The sequence below is a fragment of the Frigoribacterium sp. 2355 genome (assembly GCF_054060695.1).
Map to the genome: position 1 here is coordinate 287441 of NZ_JBSSDL010000002.1, position 21596 is coordinate 309036.

Below are 21596 nucleotides of genomic sequence, written 5' to 3' on the forward strand. Positions count from 1 at the left end.
GTGAGGGACGGGACGAGGCATGGCTGCGACGAAGGACGTTCGGCTCGACGAGATCGACCGGCAGCTCGTGCGCCTGCTGCTCGCGAACAGTCGCACCCCCAACGCCACGTTGGCCGCGCAGGTCGGGATCGCTCCGTCGACCTGTCTCGCGCGCCTCCGGTCCCTCGTCGAGCGCGGGGTCGTCGCCGGCTTCGGAGCCGACGTCGACCTGTCGGCGCTCGGACTCGACCTGCAGGCGCTGATCAGCGTGACGATCCTCGCGTCGGCCCGGCAGCGGATCGCCGCGTTCTCGGCCGAGATCCGGGCCCTGCCGCAGGTGGTGCAGCTGTTCTTCCTGGGCGGGTCCGAGGACTTCATCATCCACCTGGCCGTCCGCGACACGAACGACGTCCGCGAGTTCGTCCTCGACCACCTCTCGGCGCACCCGGCCGTCGCCTCGACCCGGACCAGCCTGGTCTTCGAGCACCACCACCCCGGCCCGACCGTCTGACCGACCAGCCGGTGCCGTGCCGTGCCGAGCCAGGGGCCGGCGTCAGCGCGTGGCGGCGAGCGTCATCGGCAGGTGGGGGATGCCGTCCTCGAGGAACTCGTCGCCGTCGACCACGAAGCCGAACCGGGCGTACCAGCCCGAGAGGTGGGCCTGGGCGTCGAGCCGGACCAGTCGACCGTCGCACTCGTCGACGGCCGACCGCATGAGGTCGGCCGCGAGCCCGCGACCGCGAGCCGACGACGCCGTCGCCACCCGGCCGATGCGACGGTCGTCGCCGTCGTGCAGCACCCGGAGCGTCGCCAGGACCCGGGCGTCGTCGTCGGCGAACCAGAGGAGGCGCGCGGTCGGCTCGAGGTCGCGCCCGTCGAGCTCGGGGTAGGGGCACTCCTGTTCGACGACGAAGACGTCGACCCGGAGGCGGAGGATCTCGTAGAGGACGACGGGGTCGATCTCGGCGACGGACGACGAGTGCTGGGTGGGGGTCACACGGCCACGCTATCGGCCTCGCGCGCGTGACCGGATGCCGCCTTCGGGCGGGTCACCGGGTCTCGCCCAACGGCATGGTCGTGAAGTCCCCGCCGACGGGTGCGCCGGGGGGCAGGACCTGACCGGCGAAGCGGTCGGCGAACGCCTCGGCGTCGTCCTCGGGGTGGTAGCCGATGGCCTCGCCCGCCGCGAGCGACACGACGCGACGGGTGTTGCGACTGACGCCCCAGACGACGTGGTGCCCGGCCGGTGCCGTCGTCAGGGTGGCCAGGATCAGCCGGGTCGCGTCGGCCGGGGAGAGCCAGGTGCCGAGGCTGCGGACGTCGTGCGGCTCGACCTCGGCCGTCATGATGCGCGCCGACACGACGGTCGAGCCGAAGCGGTCGGCGTACAGGCTGCCCACCGCCTCGAGCAGCACCTTGCTGACGCCGTAGAAGGTGTCGGGTCGGGGGGCCGCCACGTCGTGGTCGGCGGCGCTCGAGCCCGGTTCGAACCCGACGGCGTGCACCGAGCTGGCCGCGAGCAGCCGGGTCACGCCGGCCCGACGGGCGGCCTCGTGTGCCACGTAGGCGCTCTCGACGTTGAGGTCGCGGATCTCGTGCCACGTGCGCTCGCTGGCGTGCGACGCGAGGTGGACGACCAGGTCGGCCCCGGCGAACGCCACGGTGAGGGAGTCGAGATCGGTCACGCCGACGTGCTCGAAGGTCTCTCGTCGTCGGAGGTCGCCGGGTGGCGTGACCACGTCGAGCAGCCGCAGGTCGTGGCCGGCCTCGATCAGAAGAGGGCGGACCCAGGTCGCGATGCGGCCCGAGCCTCCCGTGATCGCGATGGTCGCCATGCGTGCCGCCTCTCGTCCGGGGGCTCGTCGGCCCGCCCGTGGTCCTGCCCCGATCCTGCCCCGGACCACCGACAGCGCTCGCGGGGCACGCCACGCGTCCGCCGAAGCGCCCTCGCGACGCGTCCCCGCGTCCCCCGGATGCCCCACCCGAGCCTGACAAGGCTCTGGCGAAGGCCTGGCAGGGATCTCCACGACCCCGGTCGGTGACGCGTCACCTCCTACCGTGGCGAGGGGCCCGACGACGTGCCACGACCCCGTCCCCGACCGAAAGGCACCTCGTGTCGTCAGCTCTCTCGTCCCTCGGCCTCCTCCTCGTCCGCGTCGTCCTCGGGGTCGTGTTCGTCGCCCATGGCTGGCAGAAGCTCGCCGTCGACGGCCTCGCCGCGACGCAGGGCGCCTTCGGGGGCATGGGCATCCCGCTCGCCGAGGTCGCCGCCCCGGTCGCGGCCGTCACCGAGCTCGCCGGTGGCGTCTCGCTCGTGGTCGGCGTCGCCACCCGTGTCGCCGCCGCGCTCCTGGCGGTGACGGCGGTCGTCGCCCTGGTCGCCGTCCACCTGCCGAACGGCTTCTACTCGACGACGGGTGGGTTCGAGTACGTCCTCGTCCTGGCGGTCGTCTCCGTCGCGGTCGTGCTCACGGGGCCGGGCCGCTTCGCCCTCGACGCCCTGGTCGTCCGGGGCCGGCGCGCCCGTCGCGAGGCCTCGGCCGCGCTGCCCGCCACCGTCTGAGTCGGGGCCGAGCGGGCCGGGCGCGAGGCCGGGACGGGTGAACGTGACGCACCCGCGAGGGTGATTTGCGCCTCCTCGTCCCGTCCCGGCCCCCGATCCGTGGTCGGCTGGATGCCGATGATCCCCGCCAGCGACCGCTTCCGCCGCTCCGGCGGCCGACCCCGCACCGGGTCGCCCGTCCTCGTCTTCGGGGACGTCCTCGACGACATCATCGTCACCCCCCGGGCGGAGGACGGCACCGGGACCGAGACGGCCGCCACCATCCGGCACCGGGCCGGGGGTTCGGCGGCGAACACGGCGGCGTGGCTCGGGTCGTTGGGGGTCGAGGTCTCGTTCGTCGGTCGGGTCGGCACGGCCGACCTGCAACGCCACGCGCAACTGCTAGCCAACGCGGGGGTCGTGGCCCGTCTGTCGTACGACGCCCACGACCCGACGGGCACGGTCGTCATCACCGTCGACGGCTCGTCGCGCATCATGTTCACCGATCGGGGGGCCGGTGCCTCGCTGAGCCCCGACGACGTCCCCGACGACCTGGTCGCCGGGGCCGGTCTCGTGCACTTCACGGGCTACACCGTCGCCCAGTCCCGCAGCCCGGTCGCCCTCCGACGCCTCGTGGGACGGGCCCGGGAGGCGGGGGCGCTCGTCTCGGTCGCCCCGGGCAGCGCCTCGATCGTCCGCCGCTTCGGGGCGTCGGCGTTCCTCGCGGCCGTCCACGGAGCCGACCTGTTCTTCCCGTCGGACGAGACCGCTCGCGAGCTCACCGGGCTGGACGACCCGGTCGCGTCGGCGACGGCGCTCGCGGAGCAGGTCGGCGTGGTCGCGATCGTCGCCGACGACGGGGGTGCCGTCGTGGTCTCGCGGGGGCAGCAACAGGTCGTGGTCGACGGGGTCGTCTCGCGCTGGGTCGACTCGGTGGGTCTCGTGGACGCGTTCTCGGCCGGGTTCATCGCCGCGTGGGCGACGACGGGCAGCCTGGGGGTCGCGGGTCGGAGTGGGGCCCGTGCCGCCGCCCGTGCCGCCGGGGTCGCCGGAGGACGGCCGCCCGCCTGACCGCGTCGGGCTCGCCTGACGACGCGTGGACCGCGTGACGACGCCTGGCCCGGCTGACGACGCCTGGCTCGACGAGCCCTCGGCTACCGTGCGCTCTCGGCGCTCACCAGCACGGTCTGGACCCGGGGCGGACGCTCGGGGGTGAGCCGGATCTCGAACCGGACGACGCCCCGGACTCCCCGTCGTCGCCAGACCAGGTGCGAGGGCGCGGACGACTCGTCGGGCGGCGATGCCTCGCCGTCGTCGTCCCAGCCGCCCACGGACTCGACGGCGGCGGCCCAGGAGGCGCGGCGTCGGTCGAGCGGCAGGTCCGCCTCGACGTTCTCGCTGAACAACCCGTCGGGGACGGCGCCGCCGAGGACGACGGCCTCGATCGCTTCGCGTGCCGCCGACGTCTCGGGCCACGGCTGCACGACGACGCGGGCGTCGGGGCGCTCGGCCATCAGGCCGTCGAGCGCGAGCCCGATCGGCTCGGAGACCTTCGAGTAGGTCGCGTTCTCGAACCCGATCGCGCCGAGGCCGGTCGAGGTCTGCCAGCGCATGTGGGCCGAGAACCCGGGGTAGCCCCCGCTGTGCGACACGACGGGGCCGTGGTCGGGGTAGTGCTCGACGAACAGACCGAACCCGTAGCCGCCGGGGTGCCCGACCCGGGCGGGGACGAGACGCTGCACCTGTTGCATCTCGCGTCGGGAGGCGCGCGAGAGGATGCCGTCGAGGTCGCCGCGGCCCTCGGGGTCGAAGGCGGAACCCAGCCAGCGCGCCCAGCGCGCCAGGTCGGTCACGGTGCTGAACAAGCCGCCGATCGGTGAGAACGCGCCCGGGCCTGAGAACGGCAGGGGGTCACCCCCGTCGGAGGTGCGGCGATGGCCGATCGCGACGCCGCCCGTCGCCCGCACGGTCGCCTCGAAGCCGGTGGCCGTCAGGCCGAGCGGTTCGAGGATCGTCGACTCGACGACCTCACGGTAGGGCTTGCCGGCGACGGCCGCGATCGCCCGGCCCACGAGGGCGAAGCCGAGGTTGGAGTAGGCGAAGGTGGTGCCCGGCACGCTGTCGAAACTGAGCCCGGCCCGCAGCAGGGCGTCGAGTCCGTCGTCGGTGAGGGATTCTTGCCGGTCGCCCCACGGATCGTCCGTGGGGAAGCCGGCCGACATGGTCAGGAGCATGCGCAGGGTCGGCACGGGGGAGTCGGCGGTGGGCAGGGCCACGTCGGCGAAGGCGGGCACGAAGTCGGTGATCGGTGCGTCGAGGGACACGAGCCCGGCGTCGCGCTGGGCGAGCAGGGCGGTGGCGGTGAAGCTCTTCGTGCACGAGGCGATGCGGTACGCCGTGTCGACGCCGGGCGCGGTGCCGGGGACGACCTGGCCGTAGGAGCCGTCGTGCGTGACGCCCGAACGGTCGAAGGTCGCCCACACGGCGCTCGGGCCGCGCCGCTCGGGAGCGCGTGCGGCGAACACGGCGTCGATCCCCGTGGGTGGTTCGGTGTGGTCGGGTCGTGATGACGTCGTCACGGAGGCGATCCTCTCGAGGGGCGGGGTCATTCGGTGCGCGTGGTGCGGCGCATGGCTTCGTAGGCGTCGAGCGCGGCCCGGCGGGAGGCCTTGAGGTCGACCATGGGCTCGGGGTACGAGTCGGTGTCGACCTCGGGGACCCAGCGCCGCACGTAGTCGCGGTGCTTGTCGAACTTGTCGGCCTGCAGGACGGGGTTGAACACGCGGAAGTACGGGGCCGCGTCCGCGCCCGAGCCGGCCGTCCACTGCCAGTTCGCGGGGTTGTTCGCCTCGTCCGCGTCGACCAGGGTGTCCCAGAACCACTGCTCGCCCACCCGCCAGTCGGCCAGCAGGTTCTTGACCAGGAAGCTCGCCGTGACCATGCGAACCCGGTTGTGCATGTACCCGGTCGTCCACAGCTCTCGCATGCCCGCGTCGACCAGCGGGATGCCGGTCGTGCCCTGCTGCCACGCCTCGAGTTCGCCGGGTTCGAGTTCGTGCCACGGGAACTCGTCGAACTCCGGCCGGTAGTTCTTCGTGGCGAGGTGCGGGTTCGCGAAGAGGACGGTGTGGTTGAACTCGCGCCACACGAGTTCGCGCAGGAAGCCCGAGGCCTGTTCTCGGGCGTCGGGTGCCAGGTCGCCGCGCATGCGGTGCCAGACCTGGAACGGGCTGACCTCGCCGAAGCGGAGGTGCGGCGAGAGGTGGCTCGTCGCCTCTTGGGCCGGCTCGTCGCGCAGGCCGTAGTCGGCCAGGTGGCCGGTGGCGAAACGTTCGAGGGTGTCGAGGGCCGACGCCTCGCCCGGGGTCCAGGCGTCGCGCAGGCCGGCCGACCAGTCGGGGGTCGTGGGCAGCAGCGCCCACGAGTCGAGGTCGTCGCTGTCGGGCGTCGCGTGGGGGACGTGCAGCTCGTCGGGTGCCGCCTCGGGGTGGCGGGGTTCGGGCCGGTCGAGGCAGGCGCGCCAGAACGGCGTGAAGACCTTGAACGGCTGGCCCTGCCCGGTCTGGATGGTCCACGGTTCGAACATGAGGTTCGCCTGGAAGCTGCGAACGTCGAGCCCACGCTCGCGCAGCGACGACTTGAGCCCGGCGTCGGCGTCGCGGGCGGCCAGGCCGTACCGGCGGTTCCAGAAGACGGCGCCTGCGCCCACCTCGTCGACGAGACGGGGGAGTTCGCGTGCCTGGGGGCCCCGGCGCAGCGTGAGTCGCCCACCGACGGCCTGCAGCGATTCGGCGAGGGCGGCGAGGCTGTGGTGCAGCCACCAGCGTGAGGCCCCGCCGAGGGGGCGCAGGCCGTCGGTCTCGTCGTCGAGCAGGAAGAGGACGACGACCGGTTCGCCGCGCTCGACGGCGGCCACGAGGGCGGGGTTGTCGGCGAGGCGCAGGTCGTCGCGCAACCAGACGATGGAAGGGGAGGTCATGCGTTCGTCCCGACCGGCGTGCCGAGCCGCAGCTTGGTGCACAGATCGGCGAGCGAGGCCAGTTCGTCGTCGTCGAGTGCTCCGCCCACGCGACGACGGATGGCCTCGGCGTGGCTGACCGCCGTGCGCCGGTAGAGGTCGTAGCCCTCGTCCGTCATGGTCACGATGATGCCCCGGCCGTCGCCGGGGTCGGAGGCCTTCTCGACGATGCCCTTCGACGCCAGTCGGTCGACGAGACGGCTGATGCTCGGCTGCGTCAGCAACAGGTGGCGGGTCAGGTCGCGGATGCGGGCCCGCCGATCGGGCTGGTTGGACAGGTTGAACAACACGTCGTACTCGTTGAACGAGATCTCGTGGGTCGGGAAGCACTCGGTCAGTTCACGCATGACGCTGACCTGGGCCCGGAACAGGGCTTCCCAGGCCCCCACGGCCATCGATGTCTCGCTCATGTCGTCCCTCACGTTCGTCGAGGTCGAGTCTACGAAAGGCCACCGACCTCGGGCCGACGCGCGGGGGCGGCGACGAGCGAGCGTGTACCCGGGGGTACACGACAGAGGGCCGGTCGCCCGATGGCGACCGGCCCTCTTCCCTTGCACCAGGAGTGTCCTGCAATCACATTCCGCCTCGGCCGCCACAGCAAACGACGTCGGCGAGACACAATCTATAACGGATCGGTAACGGTGGTCCAGGTGTGGACCCGAGGAATTCCTGGGAACTCGCACCGAGCCGACGCCGCGGCCGGCGCGTGTGCCGGACGGGGTTCAGAACACGTCGGGCGACGGGGTCGACGCGTGACGGATCGAGACGTCCGCGTGTCGGTCGAAGCGGTAGCCGACCCCGCGGACGGTGCGGACGATGTCCTCGAAGGCGCCGAGTTTCGACCGCAGTCGACGGACGTGCACGTCGATGGTGCGTTCGTTCGGCACCTCGTCGTCGCCGTCGGCCCAGAGGCTCGAGATCAGCTCTGCTCGTTCGATGGTGCGGCCCTCGCGCAGGACGAGGTACTGCAGCAGCTCGAACTCCTTGTAGGTCAGGGGAGCCACGTCGCCGTCCAGCAGCAGGCGCTTGCGCGAGATGTCGACGACGACGCCGCCACGGGCACCGGGCTCGTCGTCCTCGGTGACCTGTCGGCGCTTCGCCAGGGCGGCCGGGTCCTGAAGGGCCAGGCGGACGACCTCGACGTCACGGCCGCCGGCCCCCTCGGGGGCGAGGGCGACGGCGGCGTGCGTCTCGGCCGACGGGGCGATCCGTCCGACGAGCTCCTTGATCTGCGAGACGACGTCGCCGAGCGAGGTGCCGTCGGCGGCGGCCTTGAGTTCGTCGAGCCCGACGTAGAGGACGAAGCCGCGGGCCTCGGTGCCCTCGGGCACGACGCGGGGTCGAGGTGCCGCGGGAGCAGCGGGACTCGCGATGACGGACGCGTCGCTGGGGGCGGCCGAGAGGGCGGGCGCGACCTCGCGGAGGGGCGTCGGGGCGGCGGAACGGGCGGGCGAGACGGTTCGGGTGGCGGTGACGGGGCGGTCGAGGATGAGGGACATGACAGGCGGGGTCCTTGCGTGACGGCGGCGGTCCCTCGGGCCGACGGGTCGCCGGGTGCGGAGGGGCTGCTCGATGTGTGTCGGTGCTCGATCCCGCCGGCGATGGTGCCGTACGTCACGAGCAGTCGGTGCGATGCACCGTTCGGGATGCGCGTCGAGGGTGGCGACGCGGGGCATCCTGGAGTCGGTGGCTCAGTGACCGGGTGGGGTCACGAGCTCAGCTGGCGGTGTCAGCAGCTTCGACTCGGCGAGGTGTATGACCGGATCAGGCACACATTCGACACATGACAGCGTGCATCGGCATCATCATGCCGGTGCTCCCGAGGGCCTCACGAGAGGTCGGGGTGAGCACACTGTTAGTCATGGGGTCGATCTTGTTACACCCCGCGTCGCGATGTCAAGCGACGTTCGCGTTCCGGCACCGCGAGCGGCCCGGAAACGCCGGACCGCGCCTCCTGCGGTCGAGGAGGCGCGGTCCGGGGCGTCGGGGCGACGGGGCTCAGGCGAGCCCGTAGAGGCGGTCGCCCGCGTCGCCGAGGCCCGGCACGATGTAGCCCTGCTCGTTGAGCTTCTCGTCGACGGCGCCCAGCACCACGTGGACGTCGCGGCCCTCCATCGCCTTCTCGACGGCGGCGAGGCCCTCGGGCGCGGCCAGGATGCAGACCGCCGTGACGTCGACGGCGCCGCGGTCGAGCAGGTAGTCGATCGCCGCGATGAGCGAACCGCCGGTGGCGAGCATCGGGTCGAGCACGAAGCACTGACGGTTCGAGAGGTCGTCGGGCAGACGCTCGGCGTAGGTCGTGGGCTGGAGGGTCTCTTCGTCGCGCACCATGCCGAGGAATCCGACCTCGGCCGTGGGGACGAGCTTGGTCATGCCCTCGAGCATGCCGAGGCCGGCGCGCAGGATCGGCACGACGAGCGGACGCGGCTGGCTGATCTCGAGACCCGTGGTCGGACCGACCGGGGTCTCGATGTCGACGGGGCTGGTGCGGACGTCGCGCGTGGCCTCGTAGGCCAGCAGCGTGACGAGTTCTTCGGTCAGCGCCCGGAAGGTGGGGGAGGGTGTGCTCTTGTCGCGGAGCACGGTCAGCTTGTGGGTGATCAGGGGGTGGTCCGCTACGTGCACTCGCATAGGCTCAACGGTAGCGGAGTCGACCGGTTCCGTGAGCCGTCCCGACCCAGCAGAGGCCCCGTGATCGCCGTCCCGCCCGAGTTCGACGACTGGATGTCGCTCGCCCTCGCCGAGGCCGACGCGTGCCACGTCTCGGCCGACGTGCCGGTCGGTGCCGTGGTGGTCGACGCCGACGGCCTGGTCATCGCGACGGGTCGGAACGAACGCGAGCTGCGGCAGGACCCGACCGCCCACGCCGAGGTGATCGCGCTGCGGGCCGCCGCGGCGCACACCGGCGACTGGCACCTCACCGGCACGACGCTCGTGGTCACCCTCGAACCGTGCCCCATGTGCGCCGGGGCCCTGCTCGCCGCCCGGGTCCCGCGGCTCGTCTACGGGGCCTGGGACGACAAGGCAGGAGGCGCGGGCAGCGTCTACGACATCGTCCGCGACCGCAGGCTCCCGCACCGCGCCGAGGTGTACGCCGGCGTGCGCGAGGCCGAATGCCGGGCTCGACTCGACGCCTTCTTCGCCGCGCGGCGCGTCGTCGAGGGGCACTGAGGCGGGCCGACCCCGAGGGCCGATCCGCGCCTCCTCGGGTCAGTCGGCCGCGCGGATGACGATCGCGTCGGTCGGCGGGTCGACCTGGCCCGGCTTGACCCAGACGTCGGGTTCGACGTAGATGACGCGCGCGATCGGCACGGCCTCGCGGATGCGCGACTCGACGGCGTTGATGGCGCTCGCGACGTCGGCCAGCACCGTGCGGCCGGGCATCGCGACCTTGACGCCGACGAGCAGCTCGTCGGGACCGAGGTAGAGGGTCTTCATGTGGATGATCGACTCGACCTCGGGCCCGCCCGTGATCGCGGCGCGGATCTTCTGGACGTCGTCGGCCGAGGCGCCCTCGCCGACGAGCAGGCTCTTCGTCTCGATGCCGAGGATCACGGCCACCGCGACGAGCAGCACGCCGATCGCCAGGGTGCCGATCGCGTCGAAGACGCCGTCACCGGTGATCCAGGTGAGCACGACGCCGATCATGGCGAACGACAGGCCGAGCAGCGCGGCGGCGTCCTCGAGCAGCACGACCGGCAGCTCGGGGGCCTTGGCCCGGCGCACGAACGCGACCCAGCTCTGCTGACCCTTGCTCGGGCGGGACTCGCGGATCGCGGTGCGCAGCGAGAACCCCTCGAGGGCGAGCGAGATGGCGAGCACGAGGACGGGCAGCCAGGGCACCTCGAGGGGGTGCGGCTCGCGCAGCTTCTCGACGCCCTCGTACAGAGAGAACACGCCACCGACGCTGAACAGGATGATCGAGACGACGAACGCGTAGACGTAGCGTTCGCGCCCGTGGCCGAAGGGGTGGTCGGCGTCGGCGGCCTTCTTCGCCTTGCGGCCACCGAGCAGCAGCAGGAGCTGGTTGCCCGAGTCCGCCAGGGAGTGGACGCCCTCGGCGAGCATGGACGACGACCCCGAGAACGCCCAGGCGATGAACTTCGTCACCGCGATGCCCAGGTTCGCGCTGAGTGCGGCGATGATCGCCTTGTTGCCGCCGTGACTGCTCATCGGTTCGATCCCCTCGTGTGGTCCTGGTCGATCCTAGGATGGCCGGATGGTCACCACCCTCCCCACCACAGCGATTCTCGGAGCCGGCTCGATGGGCGGCGCGATCCTGCAGGGCCTGCTGCGCCCCGAGGTGTCCGTCGACGGCGGCGTGCGGGTGACGAACCGCACCGAGGTCAAGGCCCGCGCGCTGCGGCACGGCGGGGTCACCTCCTTCGCCACCGAGACCGACCCGAGTGCCAACTCCTCCGCGGTCGTCGGTGCGCGGCTGGTGCTGATCGGCGTGAAGCCGCACATGGTGGTCGACCTGCTGCACGAGATCGGTCCCGTGCTCGACGCGGGCGCCGTCGTCGTGAGCCTGGCCGCCGGCGTGACGACGGCCACGATGGAGGCGGCGCTGCCCGAGTCCGTGTCGGTGCTGCGCTCCATGCCGAACACGCCGTCGCACGTCGGTCTGGGGGTGACCGGCCTGAGCGCCGGGTCACGCTCGACCGATGCCGACCTGGCCCTGGCCCGGTCGCTCTTCGCCGTCGTCGGCGACGTCGTGGTCGTCCCCGAGGCGCAGATCGACGCGCTCAGCACGATCTCGGGTTCGGGCCCCGCGTACGTCTTCTACCTCGTCGAGCAACTGCAGGAGGCGGCGGTCGCGTTGGGCTTCACCCGCGCGCAGGCCGCCACCCTGGTGCAGGGCACGTTCCGTGGCGCGAGCGAGCTGCTCGCGACGAGCGACGTCCTGCCGGCCGACGCCGCACCGGCCGAACTCCGTCGCCGTGTCACGAGCCCTGGCGGAACGACCGAGCGCGCCGTGGCCGAACTCGCCGACGGTGGTCTGCTCGAGCTGTTCGAGCGGGCGACCCAGGCCGCCCTGGCCCGCAACCGCGAGATCGCCGAAGGGCGCTAGGCGATCAGCCCTCGAGGGCGGCGAAGCGCTCGATGGCGCGGCTGTCGCCCGACACGATGATCAGGTCGTGGTTGCTGATGACCGTCTCGGGGGTCGCCTCGACGAACGCGCCACCGGGGCTCTTGACGCCGACGATCGTGATGCCGTACTTCTTGCGGATGTTCGACGCGGCCAACGAGGCACCGCGGACGGGCTTCGGCGGATACATCTTGACGATCGCGAAGGCGTCGTCGAACTCGATGTAGTCGAGCATCCGGCCCGAGACGAGGTGCGCGACGCGCTCGCCGGCCTCGCGCTCGGGGTAGATGACGTGGTTGGCACCGATGCGGGCGAGGATCTTGCCGTGCGACTGGCTGATCGCCTTCGCCCAGATCTGGGGCACCTTCAGGTCGACCAGGTTGGCCGTGATGAGCACGCTGGCCTCGATGGACGAGCCGACGGCGACGACCGCGATCGAGAAGTCCTGCGCGCCGATCTGCTTGAGGGCGTCGATGCTCCGGGCGTCGGCCTGCACCGCGTGCGTCACGCGGTCGGCCCACTTCTGCACGAGCCCGGCGTCGGTGTCGACCGCGAGCACGTCACGGTCCTGCCGTTCGAGCTGTCCGGCGGTCGCGGCGCCGAAGCGTCCGAGGCCGATGACGAGCACCGGGGCGTCGTGCTTGATCTTGTCAACCAACGATCGGTCGCTCCTCGGCTCGGGTGAACAGCTGGCGTCGTTGGCTGGCGGCCAGGGCGACGGAGAGTGTCACTGTACCAACGCGGCCCATCCACATCGTGACCGCCAGGATGTACTTCGCCGAGTCCGGCAGGCGGTCGGTCAGGCCGGTGCTGAGCCCCGAGGTGGCGAACGCCGAGATGGACTCGAACAGCACGTGGTCGAGGGGCTCCTTCGTGATGTGCATGATCAGGATGCTCGACACGGCGACGATCGTGGCGCCCCAGAGGACGACGCTGACGGCCAGGCGCAGGACGTCGCTGGGGATGCGGCGGCCGAACGCCTCCATCGACCGCTGGCCGCGCGCCTCCGCGAAGGCCGCCAGGAACAGCACCGCGAGCGTCGTGACCTTGATGCCTCCGGCGGTCGACGCCGAGCCGCCGCCGATGAACATGAGCATGTCGGTGACGAGGAGCGACGATCCGTTCAGGTCGGAGATCTGGATGGTCGAGAAACCGCCCGACCTCGTCATCATGCTGAGGAACAGGGACTGGAACACCGTCGGGCCGGCCTCGATGCCGCCGAACGTCTTCGGGTTGTCGAACTCGAGGACGATGTAGAGCACCATGCCGAACACGATGAGGATCGCCGTCGTCAGCAGGGTCAGCTTGACGTGGACGGACCAGCGCCGGGGGTTGCGGGGGTTCCGGGCCAGGGCGTAGATGACCGGGAACCCGATGCTGCCGAGGAAGACCCCGACCATGATCAGGCTGAGGAACCAGTAGTCGTTCTCGAACGCGGCCAGACCTTCGGCGTTGGGCGTGAACCCGGTGTTCGTGAAGGCCATCGCCGAGTAGTAGAAGCTGTCGAGCACCGCGTCGCCGACGGGGATGCCGTCGATCAGCATGCGGGGGATCATCAGCACCGCGATGACGAGCTGGATCACGAACGAGCTGAGGGCCACCGTCGTCAGCAGGCCACCGATCTCGCCGAGCCGCACGGCCTGACCCTCGGGCACCGGGCCGGCGTGCACCCGCAGCGGGTTCTGGTCGCCGGCGGCCATGAGCCGGGCGCGGAGGCCGAGCTTGCGCGAGACGACGAGGCCCATGATCGACGCGAGAGTGAGCACGCCGATCGCCCCGATCTGCACGCCGACGAAGATGACGACGTGGCCGAACAGGGACCAGTGGGTGGCCATGTCGACCGTCGCGAGGCCGGTCACGCAGATGACCGAGACGGCCGTGAACACGGAGTCGGCCAGCGGGGTGATCGTCCGGTCGGCCGAGGCGATCGGCAGCGAGAACAGCAGGGTGAAGACGACGATGAGGCCGGTGAAGATCAGGATGGCGAAGCGCGCGGGCGACTTGCGACCGATGTCGTCGATCGCGTCGCTGAGTCTGCGCCAGGGCGAGCGGCCGGGGTCCGAGGGGCGGCGTCGACCGGCGACGGGGGCGCGAGTCACGACGGTCATGCTATCCCGGGTCACTACGCTGGTCGCATGCCGGACATCTTCGCCGTGATCGCCGACGCCACCCGCCGAGACCTCTTGAAGGTGCTGCTCGACGCCTCGCTGTCGACCGACTCCGCCAATGCCGACATCAGCGTGGGTGAGATGGTCACGTCCCTCGGCGTCAGCCAGCCGACCGTCTCGAAGCACCTCCGGGTGCTGCGCGAGGCCGGTCTGGTGCGCGTCCGCGAAGAAGGGCAGCACCGGTACTACTCGCTCGAGTCGGGGCCGCTCGAGGTCGTCGAGGACTGGTTGATCCCGTTCGTCAGTGCCGACTCGCTGACCTCCGAGGCGTTGGCCAGCACGCCCTTCGCCGCCTGGGCCGGGGCCTCGGTCCCCGCCCCGCTCCGGCGGGCGGCCGAGAACCTGCCCGACGCCGAGGACGTCGGGAGCACGCTGGGTCGCTACGCGGCCGGGGCCCAGCACCGCGCCTCCTCGGCCCTGCACGACGCCCAGAGCGCGCTCGGGGCCCTGGACGAGCGCGTCATCGACCCCGTCCGCAAGCGGTGGGGACGCACCGGCCAGTAGCGGCCCGGGCGCCTTTACACCGAGTCACACGCGCCCCTAGAGTTGCCCCCAGGCACATGGGGAACACCCGTCTGCTCCACAGCCCCGCCCGGGGCCCGAGACGAGGCAGGGTCATGTCGCAGGATCTGTCGGATGTGCGGTTCCTCACGGTCGCCGAGGTGGCCGACATGATGCGCGTGTCGAAGATGACGGTCTACCGCATGGTCCACTCGGGCGAGCTGCCGGCGATCCGCTTCGGGCGGTCCTTCCGCGTGCCGGAATCGGCCGTCGCGGCCGTGCTGCGAATCGGCATCGCCGACGTCGGGTAGGCCCACTTCGACTTTCTCGGGCCGTCCTAGTAGACTGACCCGAGGCATTTTTCCGCGGTTCTGTTTCGGACCCGGTCGGTCCAATCCAGAAATCAGTGAGGTCCTCTATGGGTTCTGTCATCAAGAAGCGTCGCAAGCGCATGGCGAAGAAGAAGCACCGCAAGCTGCTTCGCAAGACTCGTCACCAGCGTCGCAACAAGAAGTAGTCGCTCGACGCGAAGGCCCCCGCCGACCACCGGTCGCCGGGGGCCTTCGTCGTGCCCGGGCGCCATCCGGCCCTCGCTACCCTTGAGGGCATGGCCGAACCGCGAATCACCCTCCTGACCAAGCCGGGCTGCCACCTGTGCGACGACGCCCGTTCCGCGGTGCACGGCGTGCTGGCCGAAGCCGAGTTCGTCGATGCCGGCATGGTCGTCGACGAGAAGAACATCCTCGACGACGCCGAGCTCACCGCCGAGTACGCCGAAGAGATCCCGGTCGTCCTGATCGACGGCCGCGTACACACCATCTGGCGGGTCGAGCCCGAGCGGCTCCGGACGGCGCTCCGCGCGGCCGTCCTCTGAGGACGGCCGACGGCGCACGACGACGAGAAGCCCCGACGAGACACTCGCGTCGGGGCTTCTGTGATCCGTGGCGAGGAGCTACGGCTGGAGGCGCGTGGGGCCGCGGAAGAGGAAGGTCACCTCACGCAGGTTGGCCTGGTTCAGCATGAGCATCAGCACCCGGGCGAGGCCCATGCCGAAGCCGCCGTGCGACGGGGCGCCGTAGCGGAAGAAGTCGAGGTAGCTCGAGAGCTCTTCGGGCTTCATGCCCTTCTCGCGGATCTGCTGCTCGAGCACCTCGATGCGGTGCTCGCGCTGCGCACCCGTGGTGATCTCGGTGCCGCGGTAGATGAGGTCGTAGCTCTTGGTGAGCTGCGGGTCGTCGTCATGACGCATGTGATAGAACGGGCGGATCGAGGCGTCGTAGTCCGTCAGGTACACGAAGTCGTGTCCGAACTCCTCCGCGACGTACTCGGCGATGCGGCGCTCGCCCTCGGGGTCCATGTCGGCGTCCGCCCGGGGCACCTCGTAGCCGCGCTCGGCCACGATGCGCTTGGCCTCGGCCAAGGGGATGCGGGGGAACGGCACGGTCGGCACCACGACGTCGACGTCGAAGAGCTCCTTGATCTCGGCGCCGTGCTTGTCGGCCACGGCCTGGAACGCGAAGGCCAGCAGCTGCTCCTGCATCTGCATGACGTCCTCGTGGCTCTCGACGTAGCTGATCTCGGCGTCGACCCCCGTGAACTCGGTCGCGTGACGCGACGTGAACGACGGGTCGGCCCGGAACACCGGAGCGATCTCGAAGATCTTGCCGAAGCCGGCCGACTGGGCCATCTGCTTGAAGAACTGGGGGCTCTGCGCCAGGTAGGCGACACCGTCGAAGTAGTCGACCTTGAACAGCTCGGCGTTCGACTCGCTCGGGGTCGCCATGAGCTTCGGGGTGTGGATCTCGACGTAGTCACGCTCGATCCACCAGGTGCGCAGGGCGTGCTCGAAGGTCGTCTGCACGCGGAAGATCAGGGCGTTGCGGGGGACGCGCAGGTCGAGGAAGCGCCAGTCGAGGCGCTTGTCGATGCCGCTGTCGGCGGCGATGGGGGTCTCGGGGTCGGCCAGCGAGTCGATGACGAGCGTCTCGACCTTGACCTCGATGCCGCCGAGCTTGACGCGCTCGTCGTGCTTGAGCTCGCCCGTGACGGTGACGAAGCTGCCCTGCGACAGCGACGAGATCGCGTCGGCGACGTCGTCGGTCTCGCCAGCGGCCTCGAGCACGTCGGCCGCGGTACGGGGGCGGACCAGCTGAAGGGCGCCCGTCTCGTCGCGGAGGACGACGAACTGCACCTTCTTCTGGTCGCGCACCGTCTCGACCCAGCCGGTCACGGTCACGGGTCCGTCGGGCAGCGCGGACAGGTCTTTGATGAGGGTGCGTTCGATCACGAGGCCCGAGTTTACAGTCACCGCCTCGCGCGACCCGCCGGACGGCCCCGGCGGACCGCGGCGAGCTTGGGGCTTCCCGTGTGGGAGGTGTGCAGGCGGTCCCGACCTAGACTCGTCCGCATGCCCGCGCAGCAGATCCACCTCGTCCGGCACGGTGAGGTGCACAACCCCGAGCACGTGCTCTACGGCCGCCTCGACGGGTTCGGCCTGAGTGACCTCGGCCACCGGATGGCGGCCGCCTCGGCCGACGCCTTCCACGAGCAGGGCGTCCCGGTCCGTGCCGTCGTGGCCTCACCGCTCCAGCGCACCCGCGAGAGCGCGGCGCCGTGGTCGTCGGCCTTCGGCCTCGAGACGCAGGTCGACGAGCGGCTGATCGAGCCGAGCAACAAGTACGAGGGTCGTCGCAGCGACTTCACCATCGCCAAGCAGCTCAAGGTGCCGGCCGAGTGGCCCTGGATCGTCAACCCCCTGAAGCCGAGCTGGGGCGAGGCCTACGTGAGCATCGCCGCCCGCATGCTCTCGGCGGTCGACGAGGCCTGGTCGAGCGTCGACGAGGGCGACGTCGTGCTCGTCAGCCACCAGCTGCCCATCTGGATGGTCCACCGGAGCGTGACGGGCGCCCGCCTGTTCCACGACCCGCGCCGCCGCCGCTGCACCCTCTCGAGCATCACGACGCTCGAACGCCGCGAGGGGGGCTTCGTCGAGGTCGGCTACCAGGAACCCGCTGCACACTTGAACCAGTCCGCCGTCGACCTGGGAGCAGTGTGAGCCAGAAGACCATCCGCCCGACCCGAGCCCGACTCGTGGTCCGGGGCCTCGCGCTCGCCGCCGTCCTGGGCGTCGTCGCCACGGGGTGCTCGTCCACCGCCGACGACCTCGCGAAGCAGTACGGCAACGGCACCACCGAGAACTACATCTCGGGCAACGGCACCGTGACCGAGATCGCGCCCGAGGACCGCACCGACCCGGTCGCGTTCACGGCCGAGACGGACGCCGGCGAGACCGTCTCGATGAGCGACCACGAGGGCGAGGTCGTCGTCCTCAACTTCTGGTACGCGGCGTGCCCGCCCTGCCGTCTCGAAGCACCGGAGCTGGAGAAGCTCAACCAGTCCTACGCCGACAAGGGCGTCGAGTTCCTGGGCGTCAACGTGCGCGACCAGGCCGACACCTCCCTGGCCTTCGCCCGCACCTTCGACGTCACCTACCCGTCGGTCGTCGACGCCAACGACGGGGCGGTCCAGCTCGCCCTCGCCGGCACGATCGCGCCCAACGCCGTGCCGACCACGATCGTCCTCGACAAGCAGGGCCGCATCGCGGCGCGCATCCTGGGCGGTCTCGACGGGCCCGGCATCCTCGACACCCTGATCTCCGACACCCTCGCCGAGACGTCCTAGGTGTACCAGGGCAATCCCTTCTTCGACGCGGTCGTGGGCGGTCAGCTCGCGGTCGGCCTGCCGGTGGCCCTGCTGGCGGGGCTCATCTCGTTCCTGTCGCCGTGCGTGCTGCCGCTCGTGCCGGGGTACCTCGGTTACGTCGGCGGTCTGACGACGGGGGCGACCGAGGCGAGGGCCCGGCGCCGCGACCGCCGCCGGCTCGTCCTCGGCGTCGTCCTGTTCATCCTCGGCTTCTCGGTCGTCTTCGTCGGCACCTCGCTCGCCTTCGCCTCGGCGGGGTTCTGGTTGATCCAGTGGCGCGACGTCGTCACCCGGGTCATGGGCGTCGTGGTGATCCTGCTCGGTCTCGTCTTCATCGGGCAGTTCACGTTCTTGCAACGCACCCTCAAGCCCGGGTTCCTCCCGAAGACGGGTCTCGCCGGGGCGCCCCTGCTCGGCATCGTCTTCGGCATCGGGTGGACCCCCTGCATCGGACCCACCCTGGCCGCCGTGCAGGTGCTCGCCCTGGGCTCGGGCTCGGCCTGGCAGGGAGTCCTGCTCGGGGCCTTCTACTGCATCGGCCTCGGGGTCCCGTTCCTGCTCGTCGCGCTCGGCTTCGGCTGGGCGTCACGATCCATCTCGTTCGTCAAGCGGCACATCCGCGTCGTCAACATCGTCGGAGGGTCACTGCTCGTGCTCATCGGTCTGCTCATGGTCACGGGCCTCTGGTCCAGCCTCATGTCACACGTCGGGGCGGTGATCGCGACCTATGGCACGATCGTCTGACCGCGACGGGGGCGACGCGACCCGCGCCTCCTCGGTGGCCGCCGGGACCGACACCGGGCGGAGCGACACCGGGTTGACCGACGCGGACGCCACCGACGTCGGCGGCGACCCGTTGCGCCCGAGCGACCACATCGACTCGGTCCGACCGGCGGCCTCCGACGGTGCGGGCATCACGCAGCCGAAGCTCGGCCCCGTCGGCTACCTGCGCTTCTTCTGGCGACAGCTGACCAGCATGAAGACCGCGCTCTTCCTGCTCATGCTGCTCGCCGTCGCGGCGATCCCCGGTTCGCTCGTGCCGCAGCGCACCTCCGACCCCAACGGCGTGGTCCAGTACCGCACCGACCATCCCGACCTGTTCCCGGTGCTCGACAAGCTCGGCGTCTTCGACACCTACTCGTCGCCCTGGTTCTCGGCCGTCTACCTGCTGCTCTTCATCTCGCTGATCGGCTGCATCATCCCGCGCACCCGGCACCACTTCGAGGCGTTGCGAGCTCGACCCCCGAAGACCCCCGCGCGGTTGTCGCGCCTGGCCGGGTACCGGTCGATCACGCTCGAGACCGCAGGAGGCGCGGGTGAGGCCTCGATCACGGCCGCCCGTGCCGTCGACGCGGCCCGGGCCCAGCTGAAGCGCTCCGGCTACCGCACACAGGCCTTCGGCGACTCGGTCAGCGCCGAACGCGGCTACCTGCGCGAGACCGGCAACCTGGTGTTCCACTCGGCGCTCGTCGGGGTGCTCCTGACCGTCGGCGTCGGCGGCGGCTTCGGTTACTCGGGCCAGCGCGTGGTCGTCGAGGGTCAGACCTTCTCGAACGTGCTCGGCTCGTACGACTCGTTCAACCCGGGCCGCTGGTTCGACGAGGCACAGCTGTCGCCCTTCTCGATCGCGCTCGACCGGTTCTCGACCGAGTACGCGCCCGACACCGCGGGCGCGGCCGGCATGGCCACCGACTTCACCGCCGACGTCACCGCGCAGGCGCGGGGTGGCGACGCCGAGAAGACGCAGATCAAGGTCAACTCGCCCCTGTCGATCGGCGGTTCGAACGTCTACCTGCTGGGCAACGGCTACGCGGTCGACGTGACGGTGCGCGACGGCGAGGGCAACGTCGCGTTCCGGGACACGGTCCCGTTCCTGCCGCAGGACACCAACCTCACCTCGCTCGGCGTCGTCAAGGTGCCCGACGCCCTGCCCCGGCAGCTCGGCATGATCGGGTTCTTCTACCCCACGGCGGCGGACAACGGCACGGGGGCCCTGACGTCCACCGACCCGGACACCACGAACCCCGTGCTCAGCCTGAACGTCTACTCGGGCGACCTCGGGCTGGACGCCGGGGTGCCGACGTCCGTCTACACGCTCGACACGGATGGTCTGACCCCGCTGGCCGGCACCGACGACGACGCGCAAGAGAAAGCTGTCCAGCTGACCCCGGGCGAGACGGCGACGATCCCCGACGGTCTCGGCACGATCACCTTCGACGGGGTGAAGCGGTTCGCCTCGTTCGACATCCACCACGACCCCTCGCAGGTCTGGGTGCTGTTGTTCGCGGGGCTCTCGTTCGCCGGTCTGCTGACCGCGTTGTTCGTGCCGCGCCGTCGGGTCTGGGTCAAGGCCACCGAGACCGGCGACGGCGTCCGGCTCGAGTACGCCGGGCTCGCCCGCGGCGAGGACCCCACGCTCGGACGCGCCGTCGGCGACATCGCCAAGGCGCACCTGGGCGGCCTGGGCGTCCCGGCCGACGTCGCGCGCGAGGTCGCCGACGACCCGGCCCGTCACGACGTCGAGAAACCCGGCCCCGCCGCCGGGGGACGCGGACGTAAGATCTGATGGTGACCGCCGACCTCGCCTACTACTCGCTCGTCGCCGTGTACTCGGCGATGGCCATCTACACGATCTCGTTCGTGGCCTTCGCCCTCGACCTGGCGAAGCGGTCCGGTGACGCCCAGCAGGCGGCGGCCCGTGCGGCCAAGGCCGAGGCCCTCGCGACCACCACCGTCTCGCGCTCGTCGTCGGGCGGCAGCACCGTCGTCCTCGACCGGCCGTCGGGCGGAGCGGGCGGGGCGGTCCCCGCCGCCGGTGGGTCCGCCAAGGCCTCGAGCTTCGAGCGCGTCGCCATCGCCATGATGCTCCTGGGGTTCGTCGTCCACGTCTCCTCGGTCGTCCTGCGTGGACTGGCCGCCGGTCGCGTGCCGTGGGCGAACATGTTCGAGTTCTCGCTGACCGGCACCGCGATCATCGTCGGGGTCTACCTGGCCGTCCAGCTGGTGGTCAACCTGCGGTTCCTCGGCGCGTACGTCATGGGCCTCAACCTGGTGCTGCTCGCGATCGGCACCGTCAACTACTACGTGGCGGTCTCGCCGCTGCCGCCGGCGCTCCAGTCCGCCTGGCTGGTGATCCACGTCTTCGTGGCCATCCTCGGCACGGCGTTCTTCGCCATCGCCGCCGGGCTCTCGGCCGCCCAGCTCGTGCAGACGAAGCGTGAGCAGTCCAAGCTCGCCGGCCTGCGCTTCCTCGACACCCTCCCGGGCGCCGAGCGCCTCGAAGACCTGGCCTACCGCATCGCCCTCGTCGGCTTCGTCCTCTGGACCTTCACCCTCATCGCCGGCGCCATCTGGGCCGAGCGGGCGTGGGGTCGCTACTGGGGCTGGGACACCAAAGAGGTCTGGACCTTCATCATCTGGGTGCTCTACGCCGGGTACATCCACGCGCGGGCGACCCGCGGGTGGCGCGGGGCCCGGTCGTCGTGGTTGTCGATCATCGGCTTCGCCGCGGTCATGTTCAACTTCTCGGTCGTCAACGTCTTCTTCAAGGGCCTGCACGCGTACTCGGGTCTCTGACGCACCGACGCCGTGGCGTCG

Annotated in this window: 25 protein-coding genes; 14 read left to right on the forward strand and 11 right to left on the reverse strand. The window is 71.1% G+C overall.

Annotated elements, in window-relative coordinates:
- Positions 1-19: 19 nt before the first annotated feature.
- Positions 20-490 (forward strand): Lrp/AsnC family transcriptional regulator, encoded by a 471-nt coding sequence (locus ACVJ1F_RS04190; protein WP_056046623.1) that lies wholly within the window; start codon positions 20-22, stop codon positions 488-490.
- A gap of 42 nt (positions 491-532) precedes the next feature.
- Here the strand turns inward: ACVJ1F_RS04190 and ACVJ1F_RS04195 are convergent, their stop codons facing one another.
- Both ACVJ1F_RS04195 and ACVJ1F_RS04200 read right to left on the reverse strand, forming a co-directional pair.
- Positions 533-976, reverse strand: coding sequence for a GNAT family N-acetyltransferase (locus ACVJ1F_RS04195; protein ID WP_192124541.1), 444 nt, complete (start codon positions 974-976; stop codon positions 533-535).
- Positions 977-1028: 52 nt separating this feature from the next.
- Positions 1029-1814, reverse strand: coding sequence for an NAD-dependent epimerase/dehydratase family protein (locus ACVJ1F_RS04200; RefSeq protein ID WP_456884866.1), 786 nt, complete (start codon positions 1812-1814; stop codon positions 1029-1031).
- A 278-nt stretch (positions 1815-2092) separates the two neighbouring features.
- Between ACVJ1F_RS04200 and ACVJ1F_RS04205 the strand changes: the two genes are divergently transcribed.
- Together ACVJ1F_RS04205 and ACVJ1F_RS04210 are read left to right on the forward strand one after the other, a co-directional pair.
- Entirely contained in the window at positions 2093-2542 is a 450-nt protein-coding gene (locus ACVJ1F_RS04205; protein ID WP_456884867.1) for a DoxX family protein, read from the forward strand.
- 117 nt (positions 2543-2659) lie between these two features.
- Complete coding sequence (locus tag ACVJ1F_RS04210; protein WP_456884869.1) at positions 2660-3592, forward strand: carbohydrate kinase family protein; 933 nt, start codon at positions 2660-2662, stop codon at positions 3590-3592.
- Between the two features lie 83 nt (positions 3593-3675).
- Here ACVJ1F_RS04210 and ACVJ1F_RS04215 read toward each other — a convergent pair whose 3' ends face one another.
- The 5 genes from ACVJ1F_RS04215 to upp all read right to left on the reverse strand — a co-directional run bounded on the left by ACVJ1F_RS04215 (position 3676) and on the right by upp (position 9170).
- The gene (locus ACVJ1F_RS04215) at positions 3676-5100 is read right to left on the reverse strand and encodes a serine hydrolase domain-containing protein (RefSeq protein WP_456884871.1); all 1425 of its coding nucleotides are present in this window, start codon (positions 5098-5100) and stop codon (positions 3676-3678) included.
- A gap of 26 nt (positions 5101-5126) precedes the next feature.
- Positions 5127-6500: a cryptochrome/photolyase family protein gene (locus ACVJ1F_RS04220; protein WP_456884873.1), complete on the reverse strand. Its 1374-nt coding sequence runs from the start codon at positions 6498-6500 to the stop codon at positions 5127-5129.
- On the reverse strand, positions 6497-6949 hold the full coding sequence (locus ACVJ1F_RS04225) for a MarR family winged helix-turn-helix transcriptional regulator (protein ID WP_056046607.1): 453 nt from the start codon (positions 6947-6949) through the stop codon (positions 6497-6499). Before ACVJ1F_RS04225 ends, ACVJ1F_RS04220 begins: the two co-directional genes overlap by 4 nt.
- Positions 6950-7261: 312 nt before the next feature.
- Complete coding sequence (locus ACVJ1F_RS04230) at positions 7262-8038, reverse strand: winged helix-turn-helix domain-containing protein (protein WP_456884874.1); 777 nt, start codon at positions 8036-8038, stop codon at positions 7262-7264.
- A 499-nt stretch (positions 8039-8537) separates the two neighbouring features.
- Positions 8538-9170, reverse strand: a complete 633-nt coding sequence (gene upp, locus ACVJ1F_RS04235; RefSeq protein WP_043593011.1) for a uracil phosphoribosyltransferase — start codon at positions 9168-9170, stop codon at positions 8538-8540.
- Between the two features lie 93 nt (positions 9171-9263).
- Here upp and ACVJ1F_RS04240 point away from each other — a divergent pair, with 93 nt between their 5' ends.
- Positions 9264-9710 (forward strand): nucleoside deaminase, encoded by a 447-nt coding sequence (locus tag ACVJ1F_RS04240; RefSeq protein ID WP_456884937.1) that lies wholly within the window; start codon positions 9264-9266, stop codon positions 9708-9710.
- Positions 9711-9749: 39 nt separating this feature from the next.
- Here ACVJ1F_RS04240 and ACVJ1F_RS04245 read toward each other — a convergent pair whose 3' ends face one another.
- Positions 9750-10712: a cation diffusion facilitator family transporter gene (locus ACVJ1F_RS04245; RefSeq protein ID WP_159826054.1), complete on the reverse strand. Its 963-nt coding sequence runs from the start codon at positions 10710-10712 to the stop codon at positions 9750-9752.
- Positions 10713-10758: 46 nt separating this feature from the next.
- Here ACVJ1F_RS04245 and proC point away from each other — a divergent pair, with 46 nt between their 5' ends.
- A complete protein-coding gene (gene proC / locus ACVJ1F_RS04250) occupies positions 10759-11610 on the forward strand; it encodes a pyrroline-5-carboxylate reductase (protein WP_056046601.1) in 852 nt (283 codons plus the stop codon).
- Positions 11611-11614: 4 nt separating this feature from the next.
- Here the strand turns inward: proC and ACVJ1F_RS04255 are convergent, their stop codons facing one another.
- Positions 11615-12286, reverse strand: a complete 672-nt coding sequence (locus ACVJ1F_RS04255) for a potassium channel family protein (RefSeq protein ID WP_043593005.1) — start codon at positions 12284-12286, stop codon at positions 11615-11617.
- Positions 12279-13727 (reverse strand): TrkH family potassium uptake protein, encoded by a 1449-nt coding sequence (locus tag ACVJ1F_RS04260; RefSeq protein ID WP_370516184.1) that lies wholly within the window; start codon positions 13725-13727, stop codon positions 12279-12281. Before ACVJ1F_RS04260 ends, ACVJ1F_RS04255 begins: the two co-directional genes overlap by 8 nt.
- Before the next feature lie 36 nt (positions 13728-13763).
- Between ACVJ1F_RS04260 and ACVJ1F_RS04265 the strand changes: the two genes are divergently transcribed.
- From ACVJ1F_RS04265 to ACVJ1F_RS04280, 4 genes are all read left to right on the forward strand, one after another.
- Entirely contained in the window at positions 13764-14300 is a 537-nt protein-coding gene (locus ACVJ1F_RS04265) for an ArsR/SmtB family transcription factor (protein WP_082460318.1), read from the forward strand.
- A 113-nt stretch (positions 14301-14413) separates the two neighbouring features.
- A complete protein-coding gene (locus tag ACVJ1F_RS04270) occupies positions 14414-14608 on the forward strand; it encodes a helix-turn-helix domain-containing protein (RefSeq protein WP_043593002.1) in 195 nt (64 codons plus the stop codon).
- A gap of 107 nt (positions 14609-14715) precedes the next feature.
- Positions 14716-14814, forward strand: coding sequence for a 30S ribosomal protein bS22 (locus ACVJ1F_RS04275; RefSeq protein WP_003792170.1), 99 nt, complete (start codon positions 14716-14718; stop codon positions 14812-14814).
- A 90-nt stretch (positions 14815-14904) separates the two neighbouring features.
- The gene (locus tag ACVJ1F_RS04280; RefSeq protein ID WP_456884879.1) at positions 14905-15171 is read left to right on the forward strand and encodes a glutaredoxin family protein; all 267 of its coding nucleotides are present in this window, start codon (positions 14905-14907) and stop codon (positions 15169-15171) included.
- Between the two features lie 78 nt (positions 15172-15249).
- Here ACVJ1F_RS04280 and aspS read toward each other — a convergent pair whose 3' ends face one another.
- Complete coding sequence (gene aspS / locus ACVJ1F_RS04285) at positions 15250-16584, reverse strand: aspartate--tRNA(Asn) ligase (RefSeq protein ID WP_056046595.1); 1335 nt, start codon at positions 16582-16584, stop codon at positions 15250-15252.
- Positions 16585-16704: 120 nt separating this feature from the next.
- Here aspS and ACVJ1F_RS04290 point away from each other — a divergent pair, with 120 nt between their 5' ends.
- The 5 genes from ACVJ1F_RS04290 to ccsB are packed head-to-tail and all read left to right on the forward strand — an operon-like array spanning position 16705 to position 21575.
- On the forward strand, positions 16705-17352 hold the full coding sequence (locus tag ACVJ1F_RS04290; protein WP_056046592.1) for a histidine phosphatase family protein: 648 nt from the start codon (positions 16705-16707) through the stop codon (positions 17350-17352).
- Entirely contained in the window at positions 17349-17978 is a 630-nt protein-coding gene (locus tag ACVJ1F_RS04295; protein WP_456884880.1) for a TlpA disulfide reductase family protein, read from the forward strand. Before ACVJ1F_RS04290 ends, ACVJ1F_RS04295 begins: the two co-directional genes overlap by 4 nt.
- A complete protein-coding gene (locus ACVJ1F_RS04300) occupies positions 17979-18743 on the forward strand; it encodes a cytochrome c biogenesis CcdA family protein (protein ID WP_056046586.1) in 765 nt (254 codons plus the stop codon). It begins immediately after the preceding gene.
- Complete coding sequence (gene resB / locus ACVJ1F_RS04305) at positions 18727-20565, forward strand: cytochrome c biogenesis protein ResB (protein ID WP_456884883.1); 1839 nt, start codon at positions 18727-18729, stop codon at positions 20563-20565. The genes ACVJ1F_RS04300 and resB overlap by 17 nt, the downstream gene beginning before the upstream one ends.
- Positions 20565-21575 carry a c-type cytochrome biogenesis protein CcsB gene (ccsB, locus tag ACVJ1F_RS04310; protein ID WP_159826062.1) on the forward strand — a complete coding sequence of 337 codons (1011 nt, stop codon included), beginning with the start codon at positions 20565-20567 and terminating at the stop codon, positions 21573-21575. The genes resB and ccsB overlap by 1 nt, the downstream gene beginning before the upstream one ends.
- Positions 21576-21596 lie beyond the last annotated feature (21 nt).